Here is a 12108-nt window from a genome sequence, read left to right on the forward strand (position 1 = left end):
CAACGTTTCGGCGACAGCTTTTGCATGGATGCGACACGCCCTGCCCCGAGGCGTGCGGCGTCTTCTCGGGGCGGCTATCCTGCCGGCTTTCACCGTCAGGGGCAGGCCATGCAGATTCGCAGCGATTTCGACAGCGGCAATATCCAGGTGCTGGACGCCAGCGATCCCGGCCGGGTGCGCCTGGCCATCCGCAAGGACTTCGCCAGCGAGCACTTCCAGTGGTTCCACTTCCTCGCCGAAGGCCTTACGCCTGGGCAGACCCATCGCTTCAGCCTGGAGAACGCCGGCCAGTCCAGCTACAAGAGCGCCTGGACCGGCTACCACGCCGTGGCCAGCTATGACGGCGAGGACTGGTTCCGTGTGCCGACTACCTACGACGAAGGCGGGCTGCACTTCGAGCTGAGTGCCGAGCAGTCCAGCGCTCGCTTCGCCTATTTCGAGCCCTACAGTCGTGCCCGCCATGCCCAGCTGCTGGTGCGCGCGCTGGAGTTGCCTAACGTCGAGCTGTTGGCTTGTGGCAGCAGTCTGCAGGGCCGCGAGCTGCCTCTGCTGCACGTGCGCGGCACGGCCGCCGCGCCGCGCAAAGTCTGGCTGATTGCCCAGCAGCACCCTGGCGAGCACATGGCCGAGTGGTACATGGAGGGGCTGATCGAGCGTCTCGGCCAGGACGACGAGGAACTGCGCGCCCTGCTCGCTCAGGCCGACCTGTACCTGGTGCCGAACATGAACCCGGACGGTGCCTTCCTCGGCAACCTGCGCACCAACGCCGCCGGCCAGGACCTCAATCGCGCCTGGCAGGCACCGTCGGCCGAGCGCAGCCCGGAAGTGCTGTTCGTCCAGCAGCAGATGGCGGTGATTGGCGTGGATTGCTTCCTCGATATCCACGGCGACGAGGAAATCCCCCATGTATTCACCGCCGGTTGCGAGGGCAACCCGGGCTTCACCCCGCGCCTGGATGCGCTGGAGCAGGAGTTCCGCCAGCGCCTGATGGCCATCGGCGAGTTTCAGGTTGAGCATGGCTATGTGCGCGACGAACCGGGTCAGGCCAACCTGGCGCTGGCCTGCAACTGGGTCGGGCAGACCTACGACTGCCTGGCCTACACCGTGGAGATGCCGTTCAAGGACCACGATGACAGCCCGCAACCGCGCACCGGCTGGAATGGCGTGCGCTCCAAGCGCCTGGCGCGTGATGTGTTGAGCGTGCTGGTGGCGATGGTCGACAAGCTACGCTGAGCGCTTTGGCCGAATCGCAGTGCATTCAGTCGTCTCCGGCGCCTGCAATGCGCTGCGGCTGATGCTGCAATCGGGGCGACTTCAACAATGAGCGTCCCGCCATGTCCGAGACCCGTACCCGTATCGCCGATATCCTCAGCCGCGAGGAAATCCGCACCCTCACCCAGCGCTGCGACTGGCGCGGCGCCTGGGCCGTATTTTCCACCTGGGGTGTGCTGGCACTGACCTTCGCCGCGCTGGCCTGGGCTCAGGCGCATCTGCCGCTGTGGGCCTTCGCCCTCGCCCTGCTCGCCGGCTTGGCGGTTATCGCCGGGCGCCAGCTGTGCCTGGCCATCCTGCAGCACGATGCGGCCCACGGCACCTTGTTCAAGAGCAAGTGGGGCAACGATGTGCTGGCCGACTGGCTGTGCGCGCGGCCGGTGTGGAACGAGCTGCACAAGTACCGCCCGTACCACCTGGTGCACCACGCCAAGACCTCCAGCGAGCAGGACCCGGACCTGTCGCTGGTGGCCGGCTTCCCCACCACCCGCCTGTCGCTGGCGCGCAAACTGGCCCGCGACCTGTTAGGCATCACCGGGCTCAAGTTCATGCTCGGCCGGGTGCTGATGGACGCCGGCGTGCTCAAGTGGACGGTGGCCAACGACGTGCAGGTGCTGCCGCAGGCCGGGCGGCGCTGGTGGAGCTATCCGCTGACCTTCCTGCGCAACGCCGCCGGCATGCTGATCAGCAATGGCCTGCTGCTGGCCGCGCTGTGGGCCTGCGGCGAGGCCTGGCTGTATGGCGTGTGGGTGCTGGCCTATGTCACACCCTTCCCGCTGTTCATCCGCATCCGCTCCATGGCCGAACACGCCTGCCTGGAACCGAGCCGCGACACCCTGCGCAACACCCGTACCACCCGCGCTGGCTGGTTGGCCCGTGCCTTTGTGGCGCCGATCCGGGTCAACTACCACATCGAGCACCACCTGATGGCCTCGGTGCCCTACTTCCGCCTGCCACAGCTGCACGCGCTATTGCGTGAGCGCGGCCTGACCCCGGAGCCACCGAGCTACTGGCAGGTGCTGCGCATCGTCAGCAGCCGCTGAACCCTCCACCTGCACGGCCCTGTGGGAGCGGCTTCAGCCGCGATAGGGGCGCGACCAGTGCCCCATGGCTTCGCTGTTCGCCGCTCCGTGTGGTTGCACCGCTCCGTCATCGGGGCTGAAGCGGAGTGCCGCCCAGCCCCTCCCACAGGAAGTTGGGACTACTGCGCATTGGCCGCTGCCGCTGAAACGAAAAAGCCGCCCGAGGGCGGCTTTGTGTATCGCGCGACGAACTCAGCGACGGGCGCTGCGCACGCCTTCGGCCAGCTCGGCGCACAGGCCCAGTACGCCGTCGATGGCTTGCTGCGGGCTCTCGGCCTTGGCGATCTGATCGACCAGCGCCGAACCCACCACCACGCCTTCGGCGCGGCGGGCGACGTCGGCGGCGTGCTGCGGCGTGCGGATGCCGAAGCCGATGCATACCGGCAGGTCGGTGTGACGACGCAGGCGGGCGTGGGCTTCCTCGACGTGGTCCAGGGTCGCCGCACCGGCGCCGGTGACGCCGGCCACGGATACGTAGTAGACGAAGCCCGAGCTGCCGTTGAGTACGGTCGGCAGGCGCTTGTCGTCGGTGGTCGGGGTGGTCAGGCGGATAAAGTCGATGCCGGCGGCCTGGGCCGGCTCGCACAGGTCAGGGTTATGTTCCGGCGGCAGGTCGACCACGATCAGGCCATCGACACCGGCCTCCTTGGCGTCGGCGATGAACTTGTCCACGCCGTAGTAGTGGATGGGGTTGAAGTAGCCCATCAGCACCAGCGGGGTGCTGCTGTCGTCGGCGCGGAATTCGCGAACCATCTGCAGGGTCTTGGCCAGGGTCTGCTTGCCGGCCAGGGCGCGGATATTGGCCAGCTGGATCGACGGGCCGTCGGCCATCGGGTCGGTGAAGGGCATACCCAGCTCGATCACATCGGCGCCGGCCTTGGGCAGGCCCTTGAGGATGGCCAGCGAGGTGTCGTAGTCCGGATCGCCGCCGGTGACGAAGGTGACCAGGGCGGCGCGGTTCTGCTGTTTCAGCTCGGCAAATCGGCTCTGCAAACGGCTCATCAGTTGTTCTCCGATTTGGACAGGTCGAGGTGGTGCATGACGGTCTGCATGTCCTTGTCGCCACGGCCCGACAGGTTGACCACCATCAGGTGATCCTTGGGCAGCTGCGGCGCGCGCTTGAACACTTCGGCCAGGGCGTGCGAACTCTCCAGGGCCGGGATGATGCCTTCCAGGCGGCAGCACTGGTGGAAGGCGGCCAGGGCTTCGTCGTCGGTCACCGAGGTGTATTCGACGCGGCCGATGTCGTGCAACCAGGCGTGCTCGGGGCCGATACCGGGGTAGTCGAGGCCGGCGGAAATCGAGTGGGCGTCGATGATCTGGCCATCGTCGTCCTGCAGCAGGAAGGTGCGGTTGCCGTGCAGCACGCCCGGCACGCCGCCGTTGAGGCTGGCGGCATGCTTGCCGGTCTCGATGCCGTGACCGGCGGCTTCCACGCCGATGATCTTCACGCTGGCGTCGTCGAGGAAGGGGTGGAACAGGCCCATGGCGTTGGAGCCGCCGCCGATGCAGGCGACCAGGCTATCGGGCAGGCGGCCTTCCTGGGTTTGCATCTGCTCGCGGGTTTCCTTGCCGATCACCGCCTGGAAGTCGCGTACCAGCTCGGGGTACGGGTGCGGGCCGGCGACGGTGCCGATCAGGTAGAAGGTGTTGTGCACGTTGGTCACCCAGTCGCGCAGCGCTTCGTTCATCGCGTCCTTGAGGGTGCCGGTGCCGGCGGTGACCGGGATCACGGTGGCACCCAGCAGCTTCATGCGGAACACGTTGGCCTGCTGCCGATCGATGTCGGTGGTGCCCATGAAGATCACGCATTCCATGCCGAAGCGCGCGGCCACGGTGGCGGTGGCCACGCCGTGCATGCCGGCGCCGGTCTCGGCGATGATGCGTTTCTTGCCCATGCGCTTGGCCAGGAGGATCTGGCCGATGCAGTTGTTGATCTTGTGCGCGCCGGTGTGGTTCAGCTCTTCGCGCTTCAAGTAGATCTTGGCGCCGCCGCAGTGCTCGGTCAGGCGCTCGGCGAAGTACAGCGGGCTCGGGCGGCCGACGTAGTCACGCTGGAAATAGGCCAGTTCCTTGAGGAATTCCGGGTCGACCTTGGCCTTCTCGTATTCGGCGGCCAGGTCATGGATCAGCGGCATCAGGGTTTCGGCGACGTATTGGCCGCCGAAGGAGCCGAACAGGCCGTTGGTGTCGGGGCCGGTGCGCAGGGAAGTCATGCGATTCTCCAGTTCTTGCGGGCGCCATCGTCAGGACGGCGACCACGGCATCGTGAGCGATGGGGCCATTCTACCCCTGGCTGCTCGCGGGAAAAGCGATTAGATTGCGCAAAAGCGTCAGGAAAACTCACAAATAACATGAGCCGCGAACTGCCCCCGCTCAATGCCCTGCGCGCCTTCGAAGCCGCGGCGCGCCTGCTCAGCGTCAGCAAGGCCGGTGACGAGCTGAATGTGACCCATGGCGCCATCAGCCGGCAGATCCGCTTGCTGGAGGAAGAGCTGGGCGTGGCACTGTTCAGCAAGGAAGGCCGTGGCGTAAAACTCACCGATGCCGGCCTGCGCCTGCGCGATGCCAGCGGCGATGCCTTCGAGCGTTTACGCGCGGTGTGCACTGAACTGAAACGGCAGACCGCCGATGCGCCCTTCGTTCTCGGCTGCCCGGGCAGCCTGCTGGCGCGCTGGTTCATCCCGCGCCTGGACCGGCTCAATCGCGAGCTGCCGGAGCTGCGTCTGCAGCTGTCGGCCAGTGAGGGCGAGCTGGACCCGCGCCGCCCTGGCGTCGACGCCACCCTGTGTTTCGCCACGCCACCCTGGCCGACGGACATGCAGGTGTTCGAGCTGGCCGCCGAGCGCATCGGTGCGGTGCTCAGCCCGCGCTACGTCCGCCATGCCGCCCTGGCAGCTGCTGCTCCGGCGGCATTGCTCGGCGAGCCCCTGCTGCACACCGCCTCCCGGCCCCAGGCCTGGCCGCAGTGGGCGCAGGCGCACGGCCTGGATGCGCGCCAGTTGCTGCTCGGCCAGGGTTTCGAGCACCTGTACTACCTGCTGGAAGCGGCAGCCGCCGGCCTCGGCGTGGCCATCGCCCCGCAACAGCTGGTGGCCGACGACCTGGCCGCCGGGCGCCTGGTTGCGCCCTGGGGCTTTGTCGAAACCGCTGCGCGGCTGGCGCTGTGGGTGCCGGGGCGTAGTCGTGATTCGCGCGCCGAGCGTCTGGCCACCTGGCTGGGCCACGAGCTGGGTGGGCTTGCTGCGCTGCCGCCGCTGGTTTAGCGTGGCTGCGCCCTGCGAGTGGCGCCTGCCCTCGCCTCATCACATGGAGAACAAAGATGCAGGAAAGCCGCGATTACCTGGAAATGGCCTTTCGCTCGATCAAGTGCTTTGCCGACGATGGCAAGCTGCTGGTCCACGAGCTCGATAGCCTGGTCGATATCGCCCGCCGCGACGGTGTGGTGGATGACAACGAGAAGCGCATCCTGGCCGGCATCATCGCCCGCCTCAACCCGGCCGAGCTGACCAGCGAAATGCAGGCCAAGATCGCCGACCTGCGCGGCGAACTGCAGTTCTGAGACCTTGCGGCCGGCTCGCTCGCCGGCCGTTTTTCTTGTGCTTTCCCCTGGCTTGGCTAGCGTGAACAAGAGGCCTGCCTGCCCAAGGAGAAGCACATGTCCGATCACCGCACCTACAAGAAAATCGAAGTTGTCGGCACCTCCAAGCTGAGTATCGAGGATGCCATCGGCAACGCTTTGGCCGAGTGCGCCAAGTCCGTGCGCAACATGGACTGGTTCGAGGTCATCGATACCCGTGGCCATATCGTCGACGGCAAGGTGGCGCATTACCAGGTCGAGCTCAAGGTCGGTTTCCGCATCAGCAACAGCTGAGCGACGGCTGTCGGAGCTGCCTTGCAGGCAGCCCGTGAGCCCAGCGGCGAGGTGCGTCTTGACCCTTCTCGCCTCAGGCGCCTAGTTGCCGATCCCAGTGCGGCTCGGCGGCCAGGCGCTCGACCAGAAAATCCAGTAATGCGCGCAGCGCCGGCAGCATCTGCCGGCGCGAACCGTAGAGCGCATGGATGCCCAGGGCTTCCACCTCGTAGTCCGGCAGCAGGGCCACCAGCTGTCCAGAACGCAGCTGCGCCGCTACCGAGTACAGCGGCTGCAGGCTGATGCCGGCGCCGGCCAGGGTGGCCTCCAGCAGCACGGTGGATTCGTTGGCGCTGATAGTGCCGCCGACCGGCACGCCAATGGGCTCTCCGCCGTGGCTGAACTGCCACAGGCTGCGGCCGAAGTAAGCGTAGGTCAGACAGTTGTGCTGGCTCAGCTGCTCCGGCCTTTGCGGCGTACCGTGGCGGGCCAGGTAGCGCGGCGCGGCGCACAGCACGGAATGGCAGGTGGCCAGACGCCGGGCGATCAGATTGGGGTCGAGCTGGTTGGTAATGCGCACGGCCAGGTCGATGCGTTCTTCCACCAGGTTGACCGCCAGGTTGCTGACCTGCAGGTCGATCGCCACTCCCGGGTGCAACTCGACGAAGGCCGCCACCGCCCGCGCCAGCCAGGCCTGGGCGAACGACTGACTGCTGGCGATGCGCAGCGTGCCGCTGAGGAGGTCGCTGCCGCGTTGCCCGGCGCTCTGCAGCTCATCGGCCAGGGCCAACATGGCGCGGCAGCGTGGCAGCAGCTCCTCGCCCATGCCAGTCAGGCTCAGCCTGCGCGTGGTGCGGTGCAGCAGGCGTGCGCCGACCCAGTTTTCCAGCTCGCCCAGGTAGCGTGAGACCATGGCGCGGGACATCTCCAGGCGCTCGGCGGCGGCACTCTGGCTGCCGCTGGCAACCACTTCGACGAAGACACGGGCGGCTGTGAGGCGATCCATTATTTGCTCGATTTATGCAATAGACCTGGGCAGATTAGCCGGCTTTTTGCACGCTTTCGAGCAACTAAGATGCGCCTCATCCAAGCCATTCGCTGTGAGGTTGTCATGTTTCTTCGTTCCCTGTTCGGCGCTGCCCTGCTCGCCTTTACCGGTCTGGTGCAGGCCGCTGCGCTGCAGTTGCAGGTCTACAACCCCGGCGAGGCGGCGGTGTTCCCGGTCAGCTCCACCCTGATCAGCGGTGAGCGCGAAGCCCTGCTGGTCGATGCGCAGTTCTCCACCCGCGAGGCCGCCGAGCTGGTGGGGCTGATCAAGGCCAGCGGCAAGCGCCTCACCAGCATCTACATCAGTCATGGCGACCCGGACTTCTACTTCGGCCTGCAGACGCTCAAGCAGGCCTTTCCCGAGGCCCGCGTGCTGGCCACGGCCGCGACCATCGAACATATCCGCGCTACCCAGGCCGGCAAGCTGGCCTACTGGGGGCCGATCCTCAAGGACGGCGCGCCCAGCACGATCATCATTCCCGAGCCATTGCCAGGTGACCGTCTGACCCTGGAGGGCCAGGAGTTGCAGGTGATCGGCCTCGACCCCGAGCGCACCACGCTGTGGATTCCCTCGCTCAAGGCGGTGGTCGGCGGTGTGCTGGTGGATGCCGGCGAGCATGTCTGGACGGCCGATACCCAGACCGCGCAATCGCGTCGAGACTGGCTGGCCAGCCTCGACCAGATCGAGGCGCTGCAACCCCAGGTGCTGGTGCCCGGCCATTATCTGGGCGATGTGCCGCACACCCTGGCCGCCCTGCGTTTTACTCGCGGCTACCTCAAGACGCTGGAGCTGGAACTGGCCAAGACAGACAACGCCACCGCGCTGATCGAGGCCATGCAGCGCCGTTATCCGCGCCTGCCGGGCGAGTCCAGCCTGGAGTTGAGCGCCAAGGTGCTCAAGGGCGAGATGCAGTGGCCCTGAGCACCCCGTGGGCCTGCTGAGCAGTCTCTGCTACGGGTGGTCCCGGCTTGCCTTCTGCGCTTGGCCCCCCATATTGGAGGTCTGACCCGAGGAGGCTCCCATGAGCAAGCTGTCCAATACGCCTTTTTCCGTGCTCGACCTGGCGCCGATGCGCGACGACGACGTCGGCGCCGCCCCTGCCCTGCAGCGTTCCCTGGAGCTGGCCCGGCATGTCGAGCGCCTGGGTTTCTCGCGCATGTGGGTGGCCGAGCACCACAACATGGAGGGCATCGCCAGTTCCGCCACCGCCGTGTTGCTCGGCTACTTGGCGGCCAACACTTCGACGCTGCGCCTGGGCTCCGGCGGCATCATGCTGCCCAACCACGCGCCGCTGGTGGTGGCCGAGCAGTTCGGCACGCTGGCCGCGCTGTATCCGGGGCGCATCGAGCTGGGCCTGGGGCGTGCGCCGGGTGCCGACCATGCCACAGCCCGTGCCCTGCGTCGCGACCGCCTGGGCAGCGCCGAGGACTTTCCCCAGGATGTCGAGGAGCTGGAGCAGCTGCTCGGCCCGCGCCAGCCCGGGCAGAACGTGATTGCCGTGCCCGGCGTGGACAGCAACGTGCCGATCTGGCTGCTCGGCTCCAGCCTGTTCAGCGCCCAGTTGGCGGCGCAGAAGGGCTTGCCCTACGCCTTCGCCTCGCACTTTGCGCCGCGCTACCTGCACCAGGCGCTGCGCATCTACCGCGAGAACTTCCAGCCCTCGGCCGTGCTGGACAAGCCCTACGCCATGATCGGCGTGCCGCTGATCGCCGCGCCGACCGATGAGGAAGCCGAATTCCTCGCCACCAGCGCCTACCAGCGCATCCTCGCCCTGATTCGTGGGCAGAGCCTGGTGCTGCGCCCGCCGGTGGAGAGCATGGCCGGCCGCTGGCAGCCTCACGAGCAGCAGGCGGTGGGCGACTTCCTCGGCCTGGCGGCCATCGGCGGGCCGGAGAAGGTCCGCGCCCGCCTGGAGGTGCTGCTGGAGCAGAGCGGCGCCGACGAGCTGATCTTCACCTGCGACCTGTACGACCCGATGCACCGCCTGCGCAGCTTCGAGATCGCCGCCGGTTTGCGCTGAAATAGAGCGAACTTGTGCGTCGGCTGCGTCCTCTCAAGCTGTGTACACCCACGGCTTGAGAGGAGCACAGCGATGAGCATCAAGAAAACGGCTTCGGCGCACTGGCAGGGCGGCATCAAGGACGGCAAGGGCAGTATCAGCACCCAGAGCGGTGCGCTCAGCGAGACGCCCTACGGCTTCAATACCCGCTTCGAAGGTCAGCCTGGCACCAACCCCGAGGAGCTGATCGGCGCGGCCCATGCCGGCTGCTTCTCCATGGCCCTGGCCAAGGAACTGGGCGAAGCCGGGATGACGGCGGAGAGCATCGACACCCAGGCCGAAGTGACGTTGGACAAGGCCGACGGTGGCTTCGTCATCAGCGCCGTGCACCTGAGCCTCAAGGCACGCATTCCCGGCGCCGACCGCGACGCCTTCGAGCAGGCGGTGGAAACCGCCAAGAACGGCTGCCCGGTGTCCAGGCTGCTGAACGCCGAGATCAGCCTGCAGGTGGTGCTGGACGACTGAAACGACAAGGCCGCGTTTGTGGCGCGGCCTTGTAATCTGGCTGCACCCCCGCCGACATCAGGCGCCTGCCATCTTCACGGGGGGCGCTAGGGGCCCTGGCGGGTACTTGTCTGGGGGCTCGTGTGGCTGTTCCGGCGTGCTATAACCCCCTTGTGGGCTGGCGTTGGGGGCGTTGTGTTGGTTGACGGTGAGCAGGTGGGTTCGACCTTGAGCGAGCGCGTGCGTGGTGCCGACTTTGGCTGGCTACTGGGTGCGGCCTTGCTGTATTACCTCGGCGCGCGCTTCGGCATGCTGGTGTTTGCCCTGCAACCCGGCAACATCACGCTGCTCTGGTTAGCCTCGGGCGTGGGCCTGGTGATGGCCATGCGCTTTTCCTGGCGTGCTCTGCCCTGGATAGGGTTGGCCAGCCTGGCGGCCAACTTCCCCGAGCTGATCGCGGTTCGCGGCGCGGATCAGAGTTGGCCCTGGCTGGCCGGCTTGGTGTCGGCGCTGGCCGATGGGGTGGCCCCCTGTCTGGCCGCCAGCCTGCTGCACTGGCGCTTGCCGGATGGCCTGCGGGTGGCGCGCGATATCGGCCCCTTTGGGCTGTACGCCTGTCTGATTCCGAGCGCGCTTGGTGCCTTGGCGATTTCCAGCAGCTTGGCCGGCAGCGCGCTGATCGACTGGTCACAGGTACCCGAGCTGTTGCGCGCGCTGACCGTGGCGGACAGCCTGGGCATCCTGCTGGTCTATCCGCTGTACCAGTGCTGGCAGGACGAGGCGAGGCCGCGTGCCCGCGAGCTGGTTTGGATGTTGTTTGGCCTGCTGCTCGGCCTGCTCCTGCTGGAGCGAGCCTTCGCCGGCACCGGCGGGCTGATCCATTTCCTCCCGGCCATGTTGGTTCTGCTGGTGTTCCGCCTGAGCGCGGCTCAGGTGCTGCTGGTATTGCTGGGCCTGATGGTGGCGCTGCTGGCTTTGGCGGCCAGGGCTCTCGGGCCTTTCACTATCGCCAGCCTGGGCGAGTCGCGTTTCATGCTGATGGCCTTCGCCTTCAGTACCAGCTTCATCGTGCTGTGCCTGGCCCTGCATCGGCGCCAGCTGCTGGAGGCGGACCAGGCGCGCGAGCACTGGCGGCACGAGGCGCTGCTCGATGGTCTGACCGGCCTGGCCAACCGGCGGGCATTCATGACGGTGTGCGCCGACGAGGTGCAGCGTGCGCAACATAATGGTCGGCCATTGGTGCTGGCGTTGCTCGATCTCGATCACTTCAAGAGCGTCAACGACCGCTTCGGCCACCCCGCAGGCGACGAGGTGCTGCGCGAGACGGCGCGCCTGCTGCGCGGTACCGATCTGGCAGCGCGTATCGGCGGCGAGGAGTTCGCCCTGCTTCTGCCGGGCCAGACCCTGGGCGAGGCCAGCTCGGCGCTGGAACGTATTCGCGAGTCGGTCGAGCTGCTGCGCCCCGAGCTGGACGGGCAGACCCTCAGCCTGACGGTGAGTATCGGAGTGGCCGAGGTGCGGGCGGATCGTGTCGCGACCCCGGAGGCGCTGTTCAAGCTGGCCGACCAGCGCCTGTACATGGCCAAGCAGGCCGGACGTAATCGGGTGTGCAGCGGGGCATGAAAAAGCCCGGGACTTGCCCGGGCTTTTGCTAACGCATCGCTATCAGCCGTTCTGGCGGATACCGGCGACCAGCCAGGGCTGGTTGTCGCCGTTGCTGCGCTCCATGCGCCAGCTTTCGCTGAAGGGTTCGCCCTGGTCGAAGCGCGAGGTCTTGGCCACGCCACGGAAGGTCAGGGTGGCCACGGTCTTGTCGGCCAGTTCGTCGATACCGTCCAGCTGGGCATCGAGGTCATCGATGTAGGTGGACTGGAAGCCGTCGCCTAGGTCGGCGCGCTCGCTGGTCAGGAAGCTGAGCATCTGCGGGGTGACGAACTCGGCGATCTTGTCCATTTCGTTGGCATCCCAGTGCTGCTGCAGGGCCAGGAAGTGCTCGCGGCCGGCGCTGAGAAAACGCTCTTCGTTGAACCAGCTTGGCGCCTGGATCGGCGCGCGCGCGCTGCCTGCACCGCTGCCACTGCCGAAGATCGGCTGCTGCGGCATCTGCCGTTGCATGCCGCCGGCCATGGCCGGTTGGCCCTGGGCCTGACGGCGCGAGGCGAACAGCTTGAAGATGACGAAGGCGAGCAGGCCGAGGATCAGGAAGTCGAAGAACTGGAAGCCCTCGAAGCCGTCACCCATGAACATGGAGGCGAGCAGACCACCGGCGGCGATGCCGGCCAGCGGGCCGAGCCAGCGCGAGGCACCACTGGCGGCCGGTCGTGCGGCAGCGGCTGCACCGGTGGCCGCG

General features: G+C 67.1%; 13 protein-coding genes. 9 read left to right on the forward strand and 4 right to left on the reverse strand.

Going from position 1 to position 12108, the window contains the following annotated elements; translation table 11 throughout:
* Window positions 1-108: 108 nt before the first annotated feature.
* A complete protein-coding gene (locus tag AYB31_RS11720) occupies window positions 109-1233 on the forward strand; it encodes a M14 family metallopeptidase (protein WP_068828828.1) in 1125 nt (374 codons plus the stop codon).
* Between the two features lie 101 nt (window positions 1234-1334).
* Entirely contained in the window at window positions 1335-2315 is a 981-nt protein-coding gene (locus AYB31_RS11725) for a fatty acid desaturase (protein WP_068828830.1), read from the forward strand.
* 231 nt (window positions 2316-2546) lie between these two features.
* Here AYB31_RS11725 and trpA read toward each other — a convergent pair whose 3' ends face one another.
* Entirely contained in the window at window positions 2547-3356 is an 810-nt protein-coding gene (gene trpA / locus AYB31_RS11730; RefSeq protein ID WP_068828832.1) for a tryptophan synthase subunit alpha, read from the reverse strand.
* On the reverse strand, window positions 3356-4570 hold the full coding sequence (gene trpB / locus AYB31_RS11735; protein WP_068828834.1) for a tryptophan synthase subunit beta: 1215 nt from the start codon (window positions 4568-4570) through the stop codon (window positions 3356-3358). The genes trpA and trpB overlap by 1 nt, the downstream gene beginning before the upstream one ends.
* Window positions 4571-4708: 138 nt before the next feature.
* Between trpB and AYB31_RS11740 the strand changes: the two genes are divergently transcribed.
* From AYB31_RS11740 to AYB31_RS11750, 3 genes are all read left to right on the forward strand, one after another.
* On the forward strand, window positions 4709-5620 hold the full coding sequence (locus AYB31_RS11740; protein ID WP_068828836.1) for a LysR family transcriptional regulator: 912 nt from the start codon (window positions 4709-4711) through the stop codon (window positions 5618-5620).
* A gap of 56 nt (window positions 5621-5676) precedes the next feature.
* Window positions 5677-5916 (forward strand): hypothetical protein, encoded by a 240-nt coding sequence (locus tag AYB31_RS11745; protein ID WP_068828838.1) that lies wholly within the window; start codon window positions 5677-5679, stop codon window positions 5914-5916.
* A gap of 96 nt (window positions 5917-6012) precedes the next feature.
* Window positions 6013-6228 carry a dodecin gene (locus AYB31_RS11750; RefSeq protein WP_068828840.1) on the forward strand — a complete coding sequence of 72 codons (216 nt, stop codon included), beginning with the start codon at window positions 6013-6015 and terminating at the stop codon, window positions 6226-6228.
* A 73-nt stretch (window positions 6229-6301) separates the two neighbouring features.
* Here the strand turns inward: AYB31_RS11750 and AYB31_RS11755 are convergent, their stop codons facing one another.
* Window positions 6302-7213 (reverse strand): LysR family transcriptional regulator, encoded by a 912-nt coding sequence (locus AYB31_RS11755; RefSeq protein WP_068828841.1) that lies wholly within the window; start codon window positions 7211-7213, stop codon window positions 6302-6304.
* Between the two features lie 105 nt (window positions 7214-7318).
* On the opposite strand from AYB31_RS11755, the gene AYB31_RS11760 reads away from it, so the two are divergent.
* The 4 genes from AYB31_RS11760 to AYB31_RS11775 all read left to right on the forward strand — a co-directional run bounded on the left by AYB31_RS11760 (window position 7319) and on the right by AYB31_RS11775 (window position 11381).
* A complete protein-coding gene (locus AYB31_RS11760; RefSeq protein WP_068829004.1) occupies window positions 7319-8176 on the forward strand; it encodes an MBL fold metallo-hydrolase in 858 nt (285 codons plus the stop codon).
* A gap of 100 nt (window positions 8177-8276) precedes the next feature.
* Entirely contained in the window at window positions 8277-9275 is a 999-nt protein-coding gene (locus tag AYB31_RS11765; RefSeq protein ID WP_068828842.1) for an LLM class flavin-dependent oxidoreductase, read from the forward strand.
* Between the two features lie 78 nt (window positions 9276-9353).
* Window positions 9354-9779, forward strand: coding sequence for an OsmC family protein (locus AYB31_RS11770; protein WP_068829005.1), 426 nt, complete (start codon window positions 9354-9356; stop codon window positions 9777-9779).
* A gap of 195 nt (window positions 9780-9974) precedes the next feature.
* Window positions 9975-11381, forward strand: a complete 1407-nt coding sequence (locus AYB31_RS11775; protein ID WP_161489379.1) for a GGDEF domain-containing protein — start codon at window positions 9975-9977, stop codon at window positions 11379-11381.
* Window positions 11382-11423: 42 nt separating this feature from the next.
* On the opposite strand, the gene AYB31_RS11780 is transcribed toward AYB31_RS11775, so the two are convergent.
* Window positions 11424-12108 (reverse strand): Tim44 domain-containing protein (locus tag AYB31_RS11780; protein WP_068828846.1); only part of this gene is annotated, 685 nt, incomplete at its 5' end.

Source organism: Pseudomonas sp. BMS12 (assembly GCF_001592875.1).
Classification (GTDB): Bacteria; Pseudomonadota; Gammaproteobacteria; order Pseudomonadales; family Pseudomonadaceae; genus Aquipseudomonas.